General features: G+C 51.2%; 18 protein-coding genes. 8 read left to right on the top strand and 10 right to left on the bottom strand.

All coding sequences use genetic code 11. From position 1 onward, the window contains the following. Window positions 1–57: 57 nt before the first annotated feature. The gene (locus TX77_RS04390) at window positions 58–1,689 is read right to left on the bottom strand and encodes an EamA family transporter (RefSeq protein ID WP_044503613.1); all 1,632 of its coding nucleotides are present in this window, start codon (window positions 1,687–1,689) and stop codon (window positions 58–60) included. Between the two features lie 177 nt (window positions 1,690–1,866). Next, window positions 1,867–5,382 carry a pyruvate:ferredoxin (flavodoxin) oxidoreductase gene (gene nifJ, locus TX77_RS04385; RefSeq protein ID WP_044503612.1) on the bottom strand — a complete coding sequence of 1,172 codons (3,516 nt, stop codon included), beginning with the start codon at window positions 5,380–5,382 and terminating at the stop codon, window positions 1,867–1,869. Between the two features lie 497 nt (window positions 5,383–5,879). Here nifJ and TX77_RS04380 point away from each other — a divergent pair, with 497 nt between their 5' ends. Both TX77_RS04380 and TX77_RS04375 read left to right on the top strand, forming a co-directional pair. Next, the gene (locus TX77_RS04380) at window positions 5,880–6,791 is read left to right on the top strand and encodes a LysR family transcriptional regulator (protein ID WP_044503611.1); all 912 of its coding nucleotides are present in this window, start codon (window positions 5,880–5,882) and stop codon (window positions 6,789–6,791) included. Between the two features lie 74 nt (window positions 6,792–6,865). Continuing rightward, complete coding sequence (locus TX77_RS04375) at window positions 6,866–7,186, top strand: hypothetical protein (RefSeq protein ID WP_230198035.1); 321 nt, start codon at window positions 6,866–6,868, stop codon at window positions 7,184–7,186. Window positions 7,187–7,220: 34 nt separating this feature from the next. On the opposite strand, the gene TX77_RS04370 is transcribed toward TX77_RS04375, so the two are convergent. Genes TX77_RS04370 through TX77_RS04360 form a run of 3 tightly spaced genes read right to left on the bottom strand, consistent with a single transcriptional unit; the run spans window position 7,221 to window position 9,697 of the window. Next, on the bottom strand, window positions 7,221–7,907 hold the full coding sequence (locus TX77_RS04370; protein WP_044503609.1) for an HAD family hydrolase: 687 nt from the start codon (window positions 7,905–7,907) through the stop codon (window positions 7,221–7,223). Window positions 7,908–7,932: 25 nt separating this feature from the next. Beyond that, a complete protein-coding gene (locus tag TX77_RS04365; protein ID WP_044503608.1) occupies window positions 7,933–9,129 on the bottom strand; it encodes an acetate/propionate family kinase in 1,197 nt (398 codons plus the stop codon). A 31-nt stretch (window positions 9,130–9,160) separates the two neighbouring features. Next, entirely contained in the window at window positions 9,161–9,697 is a 537-nt protein-coding gene (locus TX77_RS04360; protein ID WP_044503607.1) for a hypothetical protein, read from the bottom strand. A gap of 282 nt (window positions 9,698–9,979) precedes the next feature. On the opposite strand from TX77_RS04360, the gene TX77_RS04355 reads away from it, so the two are divergent. Further along, on the top strand, window positions 9,980–11,191 hold the full coding sequence (locus TX77_RS04355; RefSeq protein WP_044503606.1) for a tRNA(Met) cytidine acetate ligase: 1,212 nt from the start codon (window positions 9,980–9,982) through the stop codon (window positions 11,189–11,191). Window positions 11,192–11,325: 134 nt separating this feature from the next. Next, the gene (gene gltS / locus TX77_RS04350; protein ID WP_230198034.1) at window positions 11,326–12,531 is read left to right on the top strand and encodes a sodium/glutamate symporter; all 1,206 of its coding nucleotides are present in this window, start codon (window positions 11,326–11,328) and stop codon (window positions 12,529–12,531) included. Window positions 12,532–12,583: 52 nt separating this feature from the next. Here gltS and TX77_RS04345 read toward each other — a convergent pair whose 3' ends face one another. Continuing rightward, window positions 12,584–13,390 (bottom strand): tetratricopeptide repeat protein, encoded by an 807-nt coding sequence (locus TX77_RS04345; RefSeq protein WP_044503605.1) that lies wholly within the window; start codon window positions 13,388–13,390, stop codon window positions 12,584–12,586. 223 nt (window positions 13,391–13,613) lie between these two features. On the opposite strand from TX77_RS04345, the gene clpB reads away from it, so the two are divergent. The 4 genes from clpB (at window position 13,614) to TX77_RS04325 (ending at window position 18,562) form a co-directional block, all read left to right on the top strand. After that, window positions 13,614–16,202 carry an ATP-dependent chaperone ClpB gene (gene clpB / locus TX77_RS04340; protein ID WP_044503604.1) on the top strand — a complete coding sequence of 863 codons (2,589 nt, stop codon included), beginning with the start codon at window positions 13,614–13,616 and terminating at the stop codon, window positions 16,200–16,202. 109 nt (window positions 16,203–16,311) lie between these two features. After that, window positions 16,312–16,815: an S-adenosylmethionine decarboxylase family protein gene (locus TX77_RS04335; protein WP_044503603.1), complete on the top strand. Its 504-nt coding sequence runs from the start codon at window positions 16,312–16,314 to the stop codon at window positions 16,813–16,815. Window positions 16,816–16,845: 30 nt separating this feature from the next. Next, complete coding sequence (locus TX77_RS04330; protein ID WP_044503602.1) at window positions 16,846–17,448, top strand: HD-GYP domain-containing protein; 603 nt, start codon at window positions 16,846–16,848, stop codon at window positions 17,446–17,448. 220 nt (window positions 17,449–17,668) lie between these two features. Then, the gene (locus TX77_RS04325; protein WP_044503601.1) at window positions 17,669–18,562 is read left to right on the top strand and encodes a hypothetical protein; all 894 of its coding nucleotides are present in this window, start codon (window positions 17,669–17,671) and stop codon (window positions 18,560–18,562) included. Window positions 18,563–18,693: 131 nt separating this feature from the next. Here the strand turns inward: TX77_RS04325 and TX77_RS14010 are convergent, their stop codons facing one another. From TX77_RS14010 to TX77_RS04300, 4 genes are all read right to left on the bottom strand, one after another. Continuing rightward, window positions 18,694–19,083 (bottom strand): hypothetical protein, encoded by a 390-nt coding sequence (locus tag TX77_RS14010; protein WP_230198033.1) that lies wholly within the window; start codon window positions 19,081–19,083, stop codon window positions 18,694–18,696. Further along, window positions 19,055–19,618, bottom strand: a complete 564-nt coding sequence (locus TX77_RS04315; RefSeq protein WP_044503600.1) for a nuclear transport factor 2 family protein — start codon at window positions 19,616–19,618, stop codon at window positions 19,055–19,057. Before TX77_RS04315 ends, TX77_RS14010 begins: the two co-directional genes overlap by 29 nt. A 538-nt stretch (window positions 19,619–20,156) precedes the next feature. Further along, complete coding sequence (locus tag TX77_RS04305; protein WP_044503598.1) at window positions 20,157–20,387, bottom strand: hypothetical protein; 231 nt, start codon at window positions 20,385–20,387, stop codon at window positions 20,157–20,159. Between the two features lie 76 nt (window positions 20,388–20,463). After that, window positions 20,464–21,333 carry a PD-(D/E)XK nuclease family transposase gene (locus TX77_RS04300; RefSeq protein ID WP_044503597.1) on the bottom strand — a complete coding sequence of 290 codons (870 nt, stop codon included), beginning with the start codon at window positions 21,331–21,333 and terminating at the stop codon, window positions 20,464–20,466. Window positions 21,334–21,445: the final 112 nt, after the last annotated feature.

The raw sequence follows: 21,445 nt of genomic DNA, 5'->3' as shown, positions 1-21,445 counted from the left end.
ATTCATGAAAAATCACGAATAGCCCTCTGTATCATGTCGATATCGAAAACATCGAGTTTACGACGACAATGCTTCCGAAGTCGTCCCGGCCTTCGCCGTTTCCCTTTCCTTCTCTGTGGGATTGATATCGTCTTGAGAAATGGTCAGGCGATGGCGGGCCGCTTCTAAGATGAGGTCGGCCGTCTTGACGATGCCGTAGTCGCTGGATTTGAGGCTCAAATCGTAGTTGGCCCCATAACCCCAATAGGAATCGGTGCAGTACATACAGTGATCCCGCCGTTCACGATTGACGTGGTTGCGGAGTTTACGCGCCCGGTCGGCGTCGATGTGTTCCCGGAGCATGATGCGCTGGACGGCCCAATCAGGATCGGACGAAATGAAGACATTGAAGGTGTTCGGTCGTTTGCGCAGGACGTAGTTTGCCAAACGGCCGACGATGACGCAGGAATGCCCTGTCGTCAGGGCTTCAATGACTTCAGCTTCATCGCGGAACATTTCCATCTGATTCGATTCATATCCCGACGCATAGTGGACGTAATCTTCGTATACCTTAGACAGGAGCGGCCCCAAGCGGCGCTTCTGGTCCTTGCACCAGGCGATGACAGTTTGCGGATGTTCTTTCTGGGTCCGGTTGAAAATTTCCGTATCGTAGTACGGAACGCCTAATTTACGGGCCACGAGTTTCCCGATATTCCGGCCGCCGCTGCCGAATTCACGCGAAATGGTAATGACTAAGGGGCTGTCCGTATCTTCCTTCATCCAAGCCGGATGGTTGGTACGGCCGGCGATTTCGCCGATAGCCCGATGAGAGAAAATCAGACGTTCAATGGGCCCTGCCATGGTACAGCCTAAAAGGATCAGTACCAGGCCGATGACGGCGTTGGCCGTAATTGGTTCCGATAAGATAATCGAGGCCAAGATGAGGGCGATGATAGGCTTAATAAAGAAAGCAAAGGACGCATTGGACGGACCCGTCAGTTCAATGGCCTTCATGAAGAACAGGTAGCCAAAGCCGGTGACAACCAAGGAGCAATACAGGAGCGGCCAAATGGTGCGGGAATTGATACCGGCAATGATCGGATCGCCGTGGAAAATCAAGATGACCAAGAGGAAGAGGCAGCCGATGAGAAAACTGAAGGCGTTTTCGACGTTGCCCCCCAATTTCCCGATTCGCAGTTTCCCCAAGGTCGTGTAAAAGGCAAAGGAAATAGCCGCTGCCAAGGACACCAGAAGTCCTACATTTCCGTTCTGGATGATATCCACGGGATTGGCGACGATGATCAGGCCGATGAGACTCAATACCAAGGTGATAGCCTTCTTGCGCGTAAAGGCTTCGTGGATGAGAAAATAGGAAAAAATCATGACGAAGATAGGATTGCTGGAAAAGACGATGGCCGCCAGGCTGGCATTGGCCATGTTGACGCCGATCTGGAAGAGGATCATGCTGAAGCAGATATTGACCAGTCCCAAGACGGCCAAATACCCCCAATCAGTCCGTCTGAGACGAATCTGATGCTTCTTCATATCGCGAACGGCCAGCGGCATGAGCAGGATGCCGCCTACGAGAAAGCGGAGAAAGGTCAGCTGAAAAGGTGTAAAAGCCGTACCGGCAATCTTCAGCGAAATTTCCATGGTCCCAAAAGCAAGGGCTGCCAGGACAATACAAAGCGTACCCATTTTAGATGACATGAAAGAGGCCCCCTAGTTCATCTAATTATTATGATAGAGAATAAAAAACTAATAATTCAATCACGATTCATTATACACTACTTCCCCATAAATAACAAACAACAAAAAGGCCCTGCATGGTGGAAACCACCGTGCAGAGCCTTTCCGCTATTTATCTATGCAGCAAGTGCATTTAAATTAGTCTTCAAAACCCTTCTGCAGACGGACGTAGGAATGACGACGATTCTTAGCGTCAGCTTCAGTCTTAGCATAGAGAGCTTCGGCTTCTTCCGGGAAGCTCTTCTTGAGGGATGCGTAACGAACTTCACCCTGCAAGAATTCCTGGAATTTGCCATAATCCGGTTCTTTGGAATCGAGGCTGAACGGGTTCTTGCCCTGTTCTTTGAGTTCCGGATTGTAGCGGAAGAGATCCCAGTAACCGCATTCGACAGCGAGTTTTTCTTCTGTCTGGCTCTTGCCCATGCCCTTACGGATACCATGGTTGATGCAAGGAGCGTAGCAGATAACCAAGGACGGGCCATGGTAAGCTTCAGCTTCGGTGATAGCTTTGAGGAGCTGGTTCTTGTCAGCGCCCATAGCTACCTGAGCTACGTAAACATAGCCGTAGGAAATAGCCATCATGCCGAGGTCCTTCTTCTTGGTGCGTTTGCCGGCAGCAGCGAACTGTGCGATAGCTGCAGTCGGGGTAGCTTTAGAGGACTGACCGCCGGTGTTGGAGTAAACTTCCGTATCGAGGACGAGGACGTTGATGTCGTTGTCCGAAGCGAGGACATGGTCAACACCGCCGTAACCGATATCGTAGGACCAACCGTCACCACCGATGATCCACTGGCTGCGTTTTACGAAGAACTGTTTCTTAGCGAGGAAGTCTTCGAGAACCGGTTTGCCGGCAGCTTCTTTTTCGAGGAGAGCCGTCAATTTGTCAGCGCGTTCACGAGTGCCTTCGCCTTCGTATGCATGAGCAGCCCAATCGCTGAGTGCTTCCTGGAGTTCCGGAGAAGCGACAGCTTTTGCAGCGTCGAGGTTTTCGACCAAGTCTTTACGGACTTTGTCTACGCCGAGGAACATGCCGAGGCCGAATTCAGCAGCATCTTCGAAGAGGCTGTTTGCCCAGGACGGACCGTGGCCGGCAGCGTTCATGGTGTACGGGGAAACAGGAGCCGATGCACCCCAAATGGAGGAGCAGCCTGTTGCGTTAGCGATCATCATGCGGTCGCCGAAGAGCTGTGTAACGAGTTTGACATACGGAGTTTCACCGCAGCCTGCGCAAGCGCCGGAGAATTCGAGGAGCGGCTGTTCGAACTGAGAACCGATAACGGTCTTCTTGTTCTGCGGGTTAGCTTTCGGAGCAACCTTTTCCGTAGCATAGTACCAGAATTCCATCTTCTTGCGTTCTTCGTCGGTGTTCGGAACCATGGTCAGAGCCTGGACCGGGCAGACGTTTACGCAGGAGCCGCATTCGAGGCAGTCGAGCTGGTCGACGACGATAGCCAAATCGTATTCTTTACCGGATTTAGCTTTAACAGCGACTTTGTAACCAGCCGGAGCAGCAGCCGTTTCTTCTTTGGTCGTCAAGCACGGACGAACCGTAGCATGCGGGCAAACGAAGGAACACTGGAGGCAGCCGATACATTTTTCGTTATCCCAGGAAGGAACGTGCAGAGCCGGGCCGGCTTTTTCGAATTTCGAAGTGCCGGAAGGCATGGTGCCATCTTCGCGGCCGACAAATGCGGAAACCGGGAGATCGTCGCCAACCTGTTCGAGCATCGGTTTTGCAACTTCCGTGAAGTATTTCGTAGCCGGACGGCCTTCGACGACTTCGTCAACGGCATCAGCCCAGGAAGCCGGATAGTTAACTTCATGGAATTCTTTGATACCAGCATCAACGGCGCCATTGTTCATGTCAATGATCTTCTGGCCTTTTTTGCCGTAGTTCTTGATGATGGAGTCTTTCAAGTATTTAACAGCGTCTTCTACAGGGATGATCTTAGCGAGGGCAAAGAATGCAGCCTGCATGACCATGTTGATACGGGTGCCGAGGCCGAGTTTCTGGCCGATAGCGTCACCGTTCAAGGTGTAGAATTTAACGTGATGTTTAGCGATAGCGCGTTTGATGCGAGCCGGAAGTTCGTGTTCCAGTTCTTCATCGGTCCAGGTACAGTTCAGCATGAACGTGCCGCCGTCTTTGATGCCGCGGAGAACATCGAAACGACCTACATAGGACTGACGATGGCAGGCGATGTAGTCAGCTGCGTCGATGAGGTACGGCATATCGATCGGGCGAGTACCGAAACGCAGGTGAGAAATCGTTACGCCGCCGGATTTCTTGGAGTCATAAGCGAAGTATGCCTGTGCATACATATCCGTGTGGTCACCGATGATCTTGATAGCCGATTTGTTAGCACCGACAGTACCGTCAGAACCGAAGCCCCAGAATTTGCAGGACGTAAGGCCCGTCGTATCAACCGGCATTTTCGGTTCGCGAGCAAGGCTGAGGTTGGTAACGTCGTCGACGATGCCAAGGGTGAAGCCGTTGAGCGGATGATCTTTCTTCAATTCTTTGAAGACAGCGAGGAAGTCTTCCGGAAGAACGTCTTTGGAGCCCATACCGGTGCGGCCGCCGATGACGTCAATGTTAAGACCTTCTTCTTTTACGAAGCCCGTGATATCGAGGTAAAGCGGTTCACCGAGGGAACCCGGTTCTTTCGTGCGGTCGATGACAGCAATCTTCTTGACCGTTTTCGGAAGAACGTTGAGGAGGTATTTGTTGGAGAACGGACGATAGAGGTGAACGTTGATAGCGCCGACTTTTTCGCCCTGGCTCTGCAAGTATTCGACGGTCTGTTTAGCGACGTCGGAGAGAGAACCCATGGAAACGACGACGTATTCAGCGTCAGGAGCACCGTAGTAGTTGAACGGTTTGTAGGAGCGGCCAGTGATTTCAGAAATCTTGTCCATGTAGTCAGCTACGATATCCGGCATAGCATCATAGAACTTGTTGGCAGCTTCTGTGTGCTGGAAGTATACGTCCGGGTTTTCAGCCGTGCCGCGAACCTGCGGGTTATCCGGGTTAAGAGCACGTTTACGGAATTTGTCGATAGCTTCCCAGTCAACGAGTTTTCTGTAGTTTTCGAAATCCATGACTTCAACTTTCTGAATTTCGTGAGACGTACGGAAACCGTCGAAGAAGTTGATGAACGGCAAGGAACCTTTAATTGCCGATAAGTGAGCGACACCAGCGAGGTCCATGACTTCCTGAACATTGGATTCGGCCAAGAGACAGCAGCCCGTTGCACGAGCAGCCATGACGTCCTGATGGTCACCGAAGATGCTCAGTGCATGGTTAGCCAAAGCACGCGCAGCTACGTGGAATACGCCCGGAAGGAGTTCGCCGGCAACTTTGTACATGTTCGGCATCATGAGGAGGAAGCCCTGAGATGCAGTGTACGTCGTGGTCAAAGCACCAGCCTGTAAGGAACCGTGGAATGCGCCGGCAGCGCCAGCTTCGGACTGCATTTCAACAACGTGAACTTTGTGACCGAAGAGGTTTTTCATGCCAGTGGCGGACCAATCATCGACATGTTCTGCCATAGGAGAAGACGGCGTGATCGGATAAATTGCGGCAACTTCAGTAAATGCATAGGACACCCATGCAGCTGCTTCGTTACCATCCATGGTTTTAAATTTGCTCATAGATAAAACACGCTCCTTAATTGAATGTTATACACAATATGGAAGATTCCATACTGATAGGCTTAAGATAGCTATAAAGACGTCCCGCTGTATCTCATACAGAAGGCGCGAACAGCACGCAAAGGTTCCAATGATGCATTCTGTTCACGTATCGACTATACACGTCCCATAATTGAAAAAAATGCAATAAAACGCGGGAAGGTCTGACAATATTCAAAAAAAAGTATTGCTAATATTCTCAATCTGTACTACTATTATAGTGGTATTACAGATTTGCACATTACCATATCTCTTTTCAGAAATTGCTGACCATCACAAACCGAACGACTTTGTAACTTTTTCTTACAAGTTAATTATATGCCTAAGCAATGTTAAATTCAATAGGAATGTGATGCTAGTTTATGCATCGTTCAGTGCTATTTTGTAAACGTATACCGAAGTAGTGTATATTGTAGCGTTATTTTTGATATACACGATTAGTTAGTGGAGGTGTTAGCATGGATTTTCATCATCTTAAATACTTTGTCGAAGTAGCAGACAAGAAGTCATTCAGCAAAGCAGCGCGAACACTGCATATTTCTCAGTCCGCCATCAGCCGTACCATCAAAGCCCTGGAAGAAGAACTGGGCGTCGTCCTTTTCATGCGAAATGCGAAGGCCGTCGAACTGACCGATGCCGGCACGATCTTCCTGTCCCATGCAAAACGGGTCGTCTTCATGTTCGAACATTTGAAGACCGACTTCGAAAATGAATTCAAATTGGAACAGGGCACGATTCTCATCGGCCTGCCCCCCATTACCGGGGCGCCGATCTTCGCCAACCTCTTAGGGGCTTTCAAGCAGGAATATCCTCAAATTGAACTGGACTTGTACGAACACGGCTCGAAGAAGGTCGAAATCAGCGTCCAAGAAGGCCTCATCGACCTCGGCATCGTCTGCACCCAGCCGAAGGAAAAGGATTTTGAATCGTTCTTCCTCACCCAGGATCCGATGAACGTCATCATTCACCGCGACAACATCCTGTCCAAGGAAAAGACGATTCCCTTGAAGAAACTGGCCAACGAATCGCTGGTCCTCTACCGCGATGACTTCAACCTGCACGACGAAATCATCCAACACTGTAAGAAAATCGGCTTCCAGCCGAAAATCATCTTTGAAACGAGCCAGCGCGACCTCATGATCCAGACCGTCGTCGCCAACCTCGGCGTCGCCCTCCTGCCGAGCCGCCTGTGCCCGACGAAGGAAGCCAACCCCCGCGTCTCGGAATCGGTCGTCGTCCGTCCCTTGGTCGAACCGGAAATCATGCACGTCCTCTATGTCATCTGGAAACGCGGCCACTACCTGTCCCATGCGGCTCAATTATGGCTCGACTTCGTCCGCAATAAGGCCCGCGTCATTTCCAACTTATAATGGCCGGGGAAAGACAAGGCCCCGCCGCTCCTGCCGGTTCCCTGAAAAGCCGGATACAGCGCGGCAGAAACGGTTTGCTCAATCAGTATCGCCGCCTGCTCAAGACTTGGCAGGGTCTGTCTAAGACGCAAAGATACCTAACTGCCGCTGCGGTTCTTCTCTTGGCATGGAACCTGGTGCTGCAGGTCCAGATTCTTACGCTGTCTAAGACCGTCGCGCTCCAACAAGTCCGCATCTCCCAGCTGGAGAAACAGGCTCAAAGACAGAATAACCTGCTCTACTCAGCATCGGTCACCTTAAACGATATAGAAAAAAAATGGCATTCGTTGAACTTCCGTGTCCTTGAAAACACGTGGCGCATCGAAGAACCGAAAAAAAACCCAGACTCCATGTGATGAGTCTGGGTTTCCTTTTTTTATTAGGGATTTATCACAATTCAAGAAGCGCTTCGAAGGCTTCCGGTTCCGGAAGGGATGAAATGATTTTCCAGGGTTCGCACTTGGCCAAATCATCGTAGGAATGCCTTCCGGTAGCGACGCTGATAGTCCGGGCGCCAATGGCTTTTCCACACTGAATGTCATGAGGCGTGTCACCGATAACATACATGGCTTCAATGTCATCGCCCCAAGTCCGTTTGGCAATGGCCAGGGCATTGCGGGCCAAGTCGTCGCGGTAGTAGTAGTCGAAAGTAAAGCCGGAATGGTCGAAATCAAAATACTGAGACAAGCCGAAGAAATCCATCTTCAGGCTGGCACCGACGCGGCTGTTCCCCGTCAGGAGGAGCTGGCAGTAACCTTCCCTTCCATGGAAGAATGCCAGGTTTTCTGCTGCATTCGGCAGGATGACACCTTCATGAGCCTTGCGTTTCAGCCATTTCAAGAGCTTTTGTTCATAGTTGCGGCAAAAGGCAAAGACTTCTTCATCCGTCGGCATGACGCCCGTCGATTTATAGAGCAGCTGCTGACAAATATAGTTATCGGTCCTGCCGCCGGCATCGATTTTCGGCACCGGTGTATCCTCCCCTTTTAAATCGCGGAGGACCTCTTTAATGGCATTCAATCCAGCATGGCCGGTATTCAATAAGGTTCCGTCAATATCCCAGTATAATAATTTCACGGTCTTCACTCCATCCGAGGCACTATTACTGTTTGGATACGATGTCCTTCGTATCGCGGGCAATCATGATTTCTTCATTCGTCGGAATGACATACATCTTAACCGTCGAATCGTCGGTGCTGATCAAAGCGTCTTTGCCGCGGACGTCGTTGCGCTGCGGATCGAGTTTGGCACCGAGGTATTCGAGGCCTTCGGCAATGGCGGCGCGGTCTTCAATGCCGTTTTCGCCGACACCGGCCGTAAAGGTGATGACATCGACACCGCCCATGGCAGCAGCAAAGGCACCGATTTCCTTGCGGACCTGATAGTGGAACATGTCGAGGGCGAGCTGAGCGCGTTCATTGCCTTCGCCGGCAGCTTTACCGAGATCGCGGAAGTCGCTGGAAACGCCGGAGATGCCGAGGACACCGGACTGTTTGTTCATCAATTTGTCCATATCTTTCGTCGAAAGGTTATGGTTGTCCATGACGTTGAGGACGATAGCCGGGTCGATATCACCGCAGCGCGTACCCATGAGGACGCCGGCCAGCGGCGTAAAGCCCATCGTCGTGTCGACGCATTTGCCGTATTTGATGGCAGCTAAGGAAGAGCCGTTGCCGAGATGGCAGTTGATGATGCGCAGTTCTTCAACGGGTTTGCCCATGACTTTAGCGACTTCACCGGCGACATAGCGATGGCTCGTGCCGTGGAAGCCGTAACGGCGGATATGATCTTCCTTATAGAGTTCGTACGGGAGGCCGTACATGAAGGCTTTTGCCGGCATGGTCTGATGGAAGGCCGTATCGAAGACGCCGACCTGAGGTACGCCGGGCATAATAGCCTTGCAGGCATTGATGCCGATGATGTTCGGCGGATTGTGAAGCGGAGCCATGGCCGAGCATTTTTCCAAGGCTTTCATGACTTCGTCCGTAATGAGCGTGGAAGCAGCGAATTCTTCACCGCCATGGACGACGCGGTGGCCGACAGCATCGATGGCATCCATCGATTTGATGACGCCGCATTCAGCGTCGGTCAAAATGTCGAGGACTAACTTGACGGCTACTTGGTGATCCGGAATGGACTGTTTGATTTCTTTTTTCTGGCCATTCCATTTGTGGGTCAGCTGCGAATCGGTGAGGCCGATTTTTTCGACCAAACCTTTTGCCATTACTTCTTCATTATCCATGTTGACGAGCTGATACTTCAAAGATGAGCTTCCGCAGTTTACAACCAATACGATCATGAAATTTTACCCTCTTTCGTGTGTTTTAAAATTACTTTAGCTGGCCAAATACGTGGTCAACTACTTCCTTCGCCAGTTCGTCACCGTCTTTGTACATGTATATGACGTGCCAAATCTGGCCATTATCTTCAAAGAAGAAACTCCGCACGGTGAGCTTCGCCGGCTGGCCGTTCAACGGCTCCGTATAGGAGGCGTCGACGACGGTGGCCTTGCGCCCGCTCTCTTCGGCTTCGGTAATCTTCGTTTGCAGATCAGATACATCCGGTGTCTGTTTCAGCATGGCAACGTATTTATCTGCCATGGCAACAGGCGTCGTTTCGCCGGCTGTTTCAGAAACAGCGACGACATTGATGTGTTTGTCATTGTTAATATACATCATGCCTTCGCCGTCCTGGCGATTCACATGTGCCAGGTCAAACGGGGTCATGACGTACACTTCCGAATTTCCGGCCTTCAACTGGACATAGCCGAAACTGTATTCTTCAAGCATCGTATTGCTGCCACAGCCGGCTAACAATACGGCAGCTGAGACCATGGCCGCAGCTGCAAGTCCTTTCAATCCCTTCATACAATCACCTATTTATGCTTTCTACAGACTAGGTTCATTATAGCATAAAAGCCTTATAGCGTCATCTAAAAAAAGCAGGAATTGGAAATACTTTAGCTATCCGCCCAAACAGCCAAAAAGAATGAACGGCCTCCATTGACGATTTTCTTTACCTTCCGTATACTTATAAACAACTTATACTGTGTTTCTTCGTGAAATACGGCCTTTTCCGGACGGTGCCGCCAGACACTGCGGCTTCGTCCCGTTCAGATATTGTGAAATTTAGAACGTAAGGAGGCTGCTATGGAAGCCATTGCCGTCATCGCCGAATTTAATCCCTTTCACACCGGCCACGCCTACTTGCTGTCGGAAATCCGCCGCCAAAGTCCGCCCGATACGGCCGTCATCGTCATCCTGAGCGGCGCCTTCGTCCAGCGCGGCGAACCGGCACTCTTCGACAAGTGGCACCGCGCCCGTTGGGCCGTCCGCAGCGGAGCCGATGCCGTCTTTGAACTGCCTGCCGTCTATGCCCTCTCGAGTGCTGAAGGATTTGCCTCAGGCGGCATCCGTTTAGCCTATCGCCTTGGCTGCACCTCCCTTGCCTGCGGCGTCGAAGAGGGGACGGCTGCCGACTTTCTCCGCCTGGGAAAAACCGCCTTGAGCCTCTCGTACGATGGATCGACAAAGACGGCCACGGCCGGTCGGAATCAGACAGACGACCTGGCAAAGGCCCTGCCGGAACTGGCCGGCCTTTTGGATCAGCCCAATGCCCTCTTGGCCCTTGAATATGCAAAAGCCATCCTCGCCCTGCCGTCTCCCCTTGCGATGCAAACCGTTCCTCGCCGCGGAAGCCATGCTGAAAACAGCTTCGACCAGCCTTTCACCAGTGCCTCGGCCCTCCGCCGGGAACTGAAAAAGGGATTCACGTCCCGCGTCGCCGCCTATTTGCCTCTGGCCAGCCGCAGCGACATCGAAGCCCTGCTGAAAGCAGGCGCCTTCACTGACTACGACCGCTACGGCGACTTCGTCAGCCTTGAAGGCCGCCTCTTGACGCCGGAACAGCTCCGCTGCCTGCCGGCCTTTACCGAAGGCCTCGAAAACCGTTGGCACCGAGCCTTCTCTCCCCTTTCGACGTATGAAGAAGCCCTGGCCGCCGTCAAGACCAAGCGCTATGCATTCAGCCGCCTGTCCCGCATGGGCGCCTATACGGTCCTGCAGCCGTCACAAGATTTCTTCAATGAATCCTACCGTGAAGGGCCTCAATACGGCCGCATCCTGGCCTTCAACGAGCGCGGCGCCGCCTTCTTGAAAGAAGCAAAGGGAACCTTCCCCATCATAACCAAACCGGCGCAGGCAAAAAAAATCCTGTCCCCTCTCGGACAGGCACAGCTTACCCTTGATATCCGGGCCAACGACATTCAAGCCCTCTGTTTCCGCAGCGCTTCTTGCCGCCAAGGACGAAGGGACTATTATACCTCCCCCAGCTATCTTTCCCAAGCGGACGGCGAAGGATGACACCTGGTTATTTTTATCCGCATATTTGTTTTACAGCCCAAAATCTGTTATCATAAGTACTGTATTTTTTATTTTTTCATAACCTATTTCGTCGATTTCATCCATAATCGATAAAATATGAAGGGGGCTTATTTGTGGCTGTAAATCTTAATATTTATCAAACATTAGCCGCAGCGATTGTCGTTTACTATACCGGCGTATTCTTGCGTGCAAAATTCGACGTCCTGCGCAAGTACTGTATCCCCGCTCCGGTCGTCGGAGGCATCTTATTCGCTATCATCAACTGCATTCTCTATACACAGGGTCTTTGGCAGTACGAGCAGGATACGATTATGCAAAACATCTGTATGATGCTCTTTTTCACCAGTGTCGGCTACACGGCCAGCATCAGCCTTATCAAACGAGGCGGCATCATGGTCTTTAAAATGGCCATCGTCACGACGATTCTCATCACCTTACAGAATATCATCGGGGTGAGCCTCGCGACAGTCTTCGACCTCAGTCCTCTCATGGGACTGGCAACGGGATCGGTTCCCATGGTCGGCGGTCACGGCACGGCAGCGGCCTTCGGTCCCTTGTTGGAAGACATCGGCCTTGACAGCGGCGTCACCATTTCCGTCGCCGCCGCTACCTTCGGTCTCGTCGCCGGCGGTGTCATCGGCGGTCCGATTGGGGAAGGACTGATTCACAAACACCATCTGGTCAGCTCGGCTGAATCGGAACGGTTCGATCCTTCGGCCAACGCCGACGCCGTATCGCGGTTAAAAGCCGTAGCCGGCGATAAGGAACGGGCCGAAAACGCCATCAAGATTGAAAACAAAATCGGCCAGACCATCGACAACTACCGCTTCATGAACGCCATGGCCCACCTCTTCCTGGCCATGGGTCTCGGAACGATCGTCAGCGGTTTCTTCAGCAGCATCGGCCTTGTCTTCCCGGGCTATATCGGCTCGATGATCGTCGCTGCCGTCATCCGCAACATCGCCGACTTTACGCACAGCTTTAAAGTCTACCAGCATGAAAGTGAAGTTTTGGGCAACCTCAGCCTGACCGTCTTTTTGACCTGCGTCCTCATGAGCCTCAAGCTCTGGCAGCTGGCAGACCTTGCCGTACCTCTGGTCGTCATGCTCCTCAGCCAGGCCCTGTTCATGGCCATCTTCGCCTACTTCATCGTCTTCCGCATCATGGGCCGCGACTACGAAGCTGCCGTCATGACCAGCGGCGTCTGCGGCTTCGGCTTAGGGGCTACGCCCAACGCCATCGCCAACATGACGGCCATGACGGAAATCTTCGGCCCGGCACCGACGGCCTTCTTCGTCATTCCCCTCATCGGCTCCTAATCATCGACCCGGTCAATGCCACGATCATTACGGTATTTATTAATATTCTCCATTAATCGTCCCGGCTTTTATTTCGCCAATATCGAGCTTCATCACGATCCATCTCTACGCCATCGCCTGTTTCCAGGGCGGTGGCGTAATTTTTCATGCCCTCTTTATAGCCTGACGCTGCAGACTGGGCAAACCAGTAAGCCGCCTGAATGCTGTCACGAGCGACGCCGTGGCCGTCACGGTAGAGGACGCCCAAGTTGTTCTGCGCCGGCCCGTCGCCGGCCATGGCCGCTTCATAGTACCAGTGCGCAGCCAGTTCCCAGTCTTGAGGAACGCCATATCCTTTTTCATAGAGATAGCCGAGATTGTTTCCGGCAATGACATTTCCCTGATCTGCCGCCTTAGCATACCAATAGGCGGCTTTTTCATAATCCGGCTCCCCGGTGTAGCCGAACTGATACATGATGGCCGCATTGCACTGGCCGTCGCCGTCGTCGTGTTCGGCAGCCCGCCGGTACCAGTACAGGGCCTTTTCGTAATCCTGAGGGAGATCATCCCCTATTTCATAGAGATGGCCTAAATTATTCTCAGCAGCTCCATAGCCGTGGCTGGCGGCCGCACCGTACCAAAGGACAGCCTGTTCGATATCGCGCTCCGTACCTAACCCATGCTCATACTGGTAGCCCAAGTTATACTGACCGGCAGCATAACCGCCCTTGGCCGAACGGCTGTACCAGTAAAAAGCCTTCCTATATAAATCATCTTTATCTTCTATATCGGCGTCAAAAGCGTCAAAGAAATAATCGTCTCCCATGGCACATTGAGCCGCTGCATCGCCGCTAAAGGCCAGTCGTTCTGTTTCGTCCATCGTCGGACTCCTTTCATCGGTCTCCCATGACGGAAGACAATCTTTATACTGCCTCGATTGTAGGGGAAAGGATGAGGACTGTCAACAAAGTCTTTTCCAAAAGATTTACAAATTTTCCTTTTTGACATATTGACTTTTTGACTTTTATAGCTATAATGATACTAGAAGCTAGCGAAAAGCTCCTAATCCTGAATACAATCGCCATAATAAGGAGGTCTTACTTATGGGAAACGAAAAATATACACAGAAAGTCATGGAAGCCTTCCAGTCTGCCCAGCAGATTGCCGCCCTCCATTACAACCAAGAAATCTCCTCGGTCCACATGCTCATGGGCCTGCTCAAAGAGCCTGAAGGCCTGCTGAGCACCATCCTTACGGAATGTCAGACCGACGTCCCCATGCTCCAGGCACGTCTGGAACAGCTGCTGAAGAAAATCCCTTCCGTCCAAGGTTCGAGCCAGATGTCGATGTCGACGGAAATGGTCCGGGTCATCGGCAAAGCCCAGCAATTAACCGACTCCATGCACGATGACTACATCAGTACAGAACACCTGCTCCTCGGCATCGTCAGCGAAAGCAGCAGCGACGTCCAGGAACTGTGCCGTGAATTCGGCCTGCACCAGGACAAGATCATGAGTACCATCAAGGCCAACCGCAAGGCCAACGTCAATACCGACAACCCCGAAGGCAACTACAAGGCCTTGGAAAAATACGGCCGCGACCTGACGGCAGCTGCCCGCCAGAATAAGCTCGACCCCGTCATCGGCCGTGACGACGAAATCCGCCGGACCATCGAAATCTTGTCGCGTCGCCGCAAGAACAACCCGGTCCTCATCGGGGAACCGGGCGTCGGTAAAACGGCCATCGTCGAAGGATTGGCCCGCCGCATCGTCAGCGGAGACATTCCCGAATCCTTAAAGAACAAGACCCTCTACTCCCTCGACATGGGTTCTCTCATTGCCGGGGCCAAATACCGCGGTGAATTCGAAGAACGGCTGAAATCGGTCCTCAATGAAATCGCCAAATCAGACGGTCAGATTCTCCTCTTCATCGATGAAATCCACACCGTCGTCGGCGCCGGCGCGTCCGAAGGCTCCATGGACGCCGGCAATATCCTGAAACCGATGCTGGCCCGCGGCGACCTGCGCTGCATCGGGGCTACGACCCTCAACGAATACCAGAAATACATCGAAAAGGACGCTGCCCTCGAACGGCGTTTCCAGCCGGTCATGGTCGACCAGCCGTCCGTCGAAGATACGATCACCATCCTCCGCGGCCTGAAAGAACGCTATGAAGTCCATCACGGCGTCCGCATCCGCGATAAGGCCCTGGTTGCGGCTGCCGTCCTTTCGGACCGCTACATCTCGGACCGCTTCCTGCCCGACAAGGCCATCGACCTCGTCGACGAAGCCGCTGCCAAGCTGCGCACGGAAATCGAATCCATGCCGACGCCCATTGACGAATTGAGCCATAAGATCATGCAGCTCGAAATCGAAGAACAGTCCCTGACCAAGGAAACGGACGACGCTTCCAAAGAACGACTGGCTAAGATCACGGCTATGAAGCAGGAATTGAAAGAAAAAGAAAACCAGCTCAAATCCCAGTGGGATACGGAAAAACAGTCCATCCTGCACACCCAGGAACTGAAAAAAGAAATCGACGCCGTCAAGGGCGAAATGGCTCAGGCCGAACGCAACTACGACTTGGCGAAAGCATCAGAACTGAAGTACGGCAAGCTGCCGGAACTGGAAAAACAACTGGCGGAACAGGAAGCTCACCTGGCACAGAAACAGGATTCGCAGCTCCTGAAAGAAGAAGTCGGCGAAGAAGACATCGCCCAGGTCGTCAGCCGCTGGACGGGCATCCCCGTCACTAAGATGATGACCGGCGAACGGGAAAAACTGCTCCACCTCGACGAAACCCTCCATAAACGCGTCGTCGGCCAGGACGAAGCCGTCCAAGTCGTCAGCGACGCCATCATCCGCGCCCGTGCCGGTATCAAAGACCCGAACCGTCCCATCGGTTCCTTCATCTTCCTGGGGCCGACCGGCGTCGGCAAGACCGAACTTGCCAAGACCTTAGCGGAATCCCTCTTCGATGACGAACGGAACATCATCCGCATCGACATGTCAGAATACATGGAAAAACATACCGTATCGCGCCTGATTGGGGCGCCTCCGGGATACGTCGGCTATGACGAAGGCGGTCAGCTCACCGAAGCCGTTCGCCGCCGTCCCTACAGCGTCATCCTCCTCGATGAAATCGAAAAGGCCCATCCCGACATCTTCAACGTCCTCCTGCAAATCCTCGATGACGGCCGCCTGACTGACGGCAAGGGCCGGGTCGTCAACTTCAAGAACACCATCATCATCATGACCAGTAACCTGGGCTCTCATGAAATTTTGGAAACGCCGGATTACGAACAGGCCAACCAGAAGGTCCGTGACCTCCTCAAACAGTACTTCCGTCCGGAATTCCTCAACCGTGTCGACGACATCGTCGTCTTCAAGGCCCTGCAGAAAGACCAGGTACAGAGTATTGCAGCCATCCTCTTGGAACGCCTCGGTCAGCGTCTGGAAAAACAGATCAAGATTAAACTCACTTGGACTGATGAAGCCCTGCAGGAATTGGCCGACAAAGGATTCGATCCTCAGTTCGGTGCCCGTCCCCTGCGCCGCTTGATCACCCATACCGTCGAAACGTCCTTGAGCCGCAGCATCATCGCCGGCACCATCCGCGAAGGCGATACGGTCAGCATCGGCTTTGACGGAACGGATTTTACCTTCACGCCCATTCGTGAGCACAAAGCATAACTAAAACGAGCCTCATGGGGTTTTAACATATCCCATGGGGCCCTTTTTAGTTTACAAGTTCCCAAAAACAGTATATAATTAATTGTAACTAAGTAACGGGTGGAGATTTATGAATAATACATTAGGAAATCATGTACTGATCGATTTTTATAACTGCAAAGCTTCTTTCACCGAAGCCGAAGACTTGCAGCCCTTGGTAGAACGCGCATTCCATTTGGTCGGCGCACCTGCTGAGGGCATTACCTTCTTCCATATTGATGACGAACTGACGTGCATGGCCGTATCGGGCAACGCCCATATCAGCATCCATGCCTATCCTCTCCTCTCCTACGTGGCAGTAGATATCTACAGTTTTAACATCGACCTTAAGACGAGCCAAATCATGAACGCATTAAAAGTAAACCTCCGTTCCGACCGCATCAAGGCGACGAGTATCCGCCGCGGTGATTTCGGCTCAATCCGCGACATGCGCCCGAAGCGCAAGTCCAAGATTACGACAGCACGGCGTATGAAAAATACAGGCGCGCGCATCAAAAAAACGAGTGCCAAAATGTTCAATATCCTTCGTCATCCAAAAAAAGTACGCCAGTCGAATCGGACGACGAACGAATAGTATGGTTGCAGATGAAAGGGTTTGTTTGTCATGTATATGGTATCGTTAAATCAAGCAGCGGGCATTGCCCGTGAAGAAATGACGTCTCTTGACGGCATTACGGCAGAGTTGCTTAACTTCATACAGCTAAAAAGTCAGCGCTTATATATGCACTCCCTGCAAGTTGCCAACTACAGCGTCAGTATCGCCGCCAAACTCATGCTGCCAAAGAGCGAAATCGAACAGATAAAATACGCTGCTCTCCTCCATGACGTTGGTCTTTTGGTCGTATCTAATACACTTTTAGTCAAGATACCCTATCTCAACCGCTCGGAAATGGCCCAGTACAAGCGCCATGCAGCAGCCGGCGGCAATATGTTGGAAAACATCCCCTGCTGCCAGGACATCGTGCCTTACATCCGCTATCACCATGAACACTGGGACGGTTCGGGCTTTCCCAAACACCTGCGCGGAGCCAACATCCCCTTAGGGGCGCGAATCATTGCCGTAGCTGACTACTACGATATGATTATCAATCCGTCGACTGAATTTTGGGCGAAAACAAAAAAACAGGCCGTCCGCGAACTCTTCAGTTCATCCGGCCTCCTCTTTGACCCGGAAGTGGTCAAGGCCTTCATCGAAATCTTAGGCTGATAAAAAGCATATGCAAAGCGCCGTTGTCTGACAGCATCTCCTGCCGGACAGCGGCGCTTTTTGTCGTTACCTGCGGATAGCCGGAAAACCGGTAACATATCCTTTCGTAAAAAAGAAGAAAAGCCTCTATTATCCCCCTCGTCCATAGAAAATATATGATATAATTAAATGTAATTATACGGCTTATTCACGGCTAATTTTGCTAAAGGATGTGATGATATTGAACCTGGCCCCCCAGCGTGCGGACCGTGCAGCTCACCTGACAATCTTACTCATTACCTGGCTTTATGTTTTCATCAATATGGTGACCCTCGATTATCAAATCGCTTCCATCGTAGGTGTCGTCATCTTATTCATCACCTTTACCTGGCGGCGCATCATGTACATCGTCATCACGGCGGCCGTTACGATGCTCCTTATCAGTATCTTTCCCTTTTTAGCCCCCATCGCCTTTATTATCATGGTGGTCATCTTCTTCCTGCGCCTGAAATATATTGCGGCCAATTGGCGGGCCGTTCTGGCCGGATTCTATATGTACGGCGTAGGTTTCTACTTTGCAGTTCTTCGCAGTACGACCGTCGAAATGATTCCAGCCCTGCTCACGGGCTTCGTCGCCGCTGCCGGCTTCCACCTCATCCTGACCTGGCTCTATACCCATCAGTATACGCTGGAGCGGGCCCTGCCCATTATGGGCGTCGCGCCGCTGCTCATCATCCTCATCTGTCTGCCCTTCATCAAGGCTTTTGGAGGCTTTGACGCCATCGCCGATGCTGCCGACACGGCCGTCGATACAGCCCATCACGGCGGCGACATCCACGGCGGTTCCGATGCCGTCACGCCGGCCCCGGGCACTCACTATACCCACGACTATTACCGCACCGGAGCGGACGGCACCATGCACCACGTCAGAGGCTATGAAGCGACCAATCCCGACGGCATCGTCACTAATAACTACTCCTATCACGGACAATCTGTCCCCCATTCCGGACACGCTTACGGGGGCCATGGTACATCGCCTGCCGGAAATGCTCCTGCGGCGCCGACGGATCCCATTGCCGACAGCACCCTCGTCGCCGATCCCGGACCGAAACGGACCAGAGACGAAGAAGATTGACATCAAAGGGACAAAAAATAGTAACTCGATAATGCGAAAAAGCCTGATTTCTTGTTACGAGAAGTCAGGCTTTTCAGCATGTAACCAGCCGTCTGCGTCACAAAACGTAAACGGCTGTGCTATGATTTTCTTCAATTAAAATGATATTCCTGATACAGCTTTTCTCTGGCCTTTTCATCGTCGATAGCCAATTCCAGATCCTGCAGACGGTCATCGGCTTTCAGCAGTCTTAACAATGTCGTCAACCGGCTTTCGCCTTCTTGACGTCCTTCCTGACGTCCTTCCTGACGTTCTTCAAGGCTCCATTTTTCAAGTTCTGCGCACATAACCGCCACCTCCTCCGGGTTGTTTTTGTAACGATGGACCGTTTCTTTCAAGGGTTCCAACACCATGTCTTCTACGTTCTCACTGCGAAAATCATTCATCAGCTTGCCCATGTCATCATTTCCCTTATAATTGCCATTGACGTAGATGATGTGACTATTGGCTTTTTCAGCCGCCTTGATACGGGACCTGTTCACTCCAATTAAAATAGGCTTTTCGATGCGCAATCAGCCAACGACCATTTTGGAATACATAATCATCTACATAGCGGACGCCTGTCTGACGTTTCATAGTTTTGCCCTCTTTATCCGTATAAATAAGAGTAACAAAGCAATAACTGATACCGTCTGCTTTATTCCCATTTAGATGTATGACCTGCTGTCCATTTATATGATAAACAACATCCTGTGTCTTTAAAAAGTCGTCAAAGGCCTTGCCAATATTTTCATTGCCTTTTAAAGTTTGCGTCAGCTTGCCATTGTTGTAATTCTCCACAACAGCATCTTTCGTAAAAAGGTCAATCTGCGATATGCCATCTTTATTATCCGCCTCAATTGAAAACGTATCTATAAGTTCACGGATAGCTATTTTATCCGCAATGCTCTTCCGATCGGTATCTGGCACAGCAATAGCCGGCTTTACAGCCTCCACGGTTGCTCCAATTGCTGGCTGAATCCCCATACCACTGGCGATAATCATCGCGGTCATCATTAAAAAACACGACTTTTTCATCTATTATTCCTCCTTTTATTAAAGTATTTATCGTTGATTTATTCTTTATTATTTTATCACTTATATACAGAGACTAGTCAAGTAAAAAAATCCCTTAATTCCCCCTTGAGTTCCGTCCCGTCTTTAAAGATTACCCTGATATTCTCTTTGCTGTATACTATAATAAAAGATATTAGGCTGTACCATAACCTTTCATCAAGATTTCTGATGAGTTCCTGCGCTTATAAATTCTTGATGAGGCTGTCCATCTGCCGGCTTCTGGCGCTGTGCCGTTTTATCATGGCCCTTGTAATTGCCATTGACGTAGATAATGTGACTGCCGTCTTCAAAAGGCCGGTTCAATTCTTCGATGATCCGGTTGACATGGTAGCGGTCCAAGCCATGCTGCCAGACATCGTTTTCTGTAATAAAGATGACGTAGCTTTCCGGCAGTTGTTCATAATCGCTTCCCTTTTTCGGACGGTTGAAACTCTATAGACAGTTCTAGAAAAACAGCCGGCTGCGTCACCAAACGTATCCGGCTGTACTATGATTTTCTTTAATTAATATGATATTCCTCATACAGTTTTTCTCTGGCCTTTTCATCGACGATGGCCAATTCCAGATCCTGCAGACGGCCATCGGCTTTCAGCATCTTCAATAACGTCGTAAGCCTACTTTCGCCTTCTTGGCGTCCTGCTTGTAAGCCTTCCTGACGTCCTGCCTGTAAGCCTTCCAGACGTCCTTCCTGACGTTCTTCAAGGCTCCATTTTTCAAGTTCTGCGCACATAACAGCCACCTCCTCCGGGTTGTTTTTGTAACGATGGACCGTTTCTTTCAGTGACTGTGCATTAACTCATCTTGCTTCAGTTAATGTGATATTCCCGATACAGTTTTTCTCTGGCCTTTTCATCGTCGATGGCCAATTCCAGATCCTGCAGACGGCCATCGGCTTTCAGCAGTCTTAACAACGTCGTCAGCCGGCTTTCGCCTTCTTGGCGTCCTGCCTGTAGTCCCTCCTGGCGACCTTCCAGGCGCCCTTCCTGACGTTCTTCAAGGCTCCATTTTTCAAGTTCTGCGCACATAACAGCCACCTCCTCTGGGTTATTTTTGTAACGATGTACCGTTTCTTTCAAGGGATCTAACAGCATATCTTCTACGTTTTCACTGCGAAAATCATTCATCAGTTTGCCCATGTCATCATTTCCCTTATAATTGCCATTGACGTAGATGATGTGACTGCCGTCTTCAAAGGGACGGTTCAATTCTTCGATGATCCGGTTGACATGGTAGCGGGCCAAGCCATACTGCCAAACATCGTTTTCGGTAATAAAGATGACGTAGCTTTCCGGCAGTTTTTCATAATCGCTGCCTTTTCTCAAGCTGTTGAGATCGAGCAGGCTGCTGTTGAAACGGGCCCGCTTCGTTCCCGCGCCTTTGTCGGCACGCTGCACTTCGATATCGTATTCCGTTCCCGTCGAATCGGTGGCATGCACATCCATCCGTATCCCATGGCCGGAAAGGTTGGGGATCGTATCCTCAATCTGCACCGTTTGTACCTGTAAATCCGGCTTTTCCATGATGATACGCAAAATACATTCGACAGCCGGAATATTATCCTTGAAGCAGCGCTTCATGAAATCGTCATCCATAAGCCGCCATCGCTTGATAATGTTCAATGCCCGCTGATGGCGTTTGGCGTTTTGCGCCGCGGTAATCGTTTCATTCGTAGGCATCTAAGCATCACCTTTCTTTTATATCCATTATACAAAGTTTCCCGCCTTTCGACAACAGATACCGTTCCGGTATGACCATAACCTTCTCTTTTCAGAAGGAATAGACCGTCAC

The sequence above is a fragment of the Megasphaera massiliensis genome (genome assembly GCF_000455225.1).
In the GTDB taxonomy this organism is placed as follows: Bacteria; Bacillota; Negativicutes; order Veillonellales; family Megasphaeraceae; genus Megasphaera; species Megasphaera massiliensis.
The sequence above is the reverse complement of the archived record's forward strand: the minus strand, read 5'-3'. Positions and strand labels throughout refer to the sequence as shown.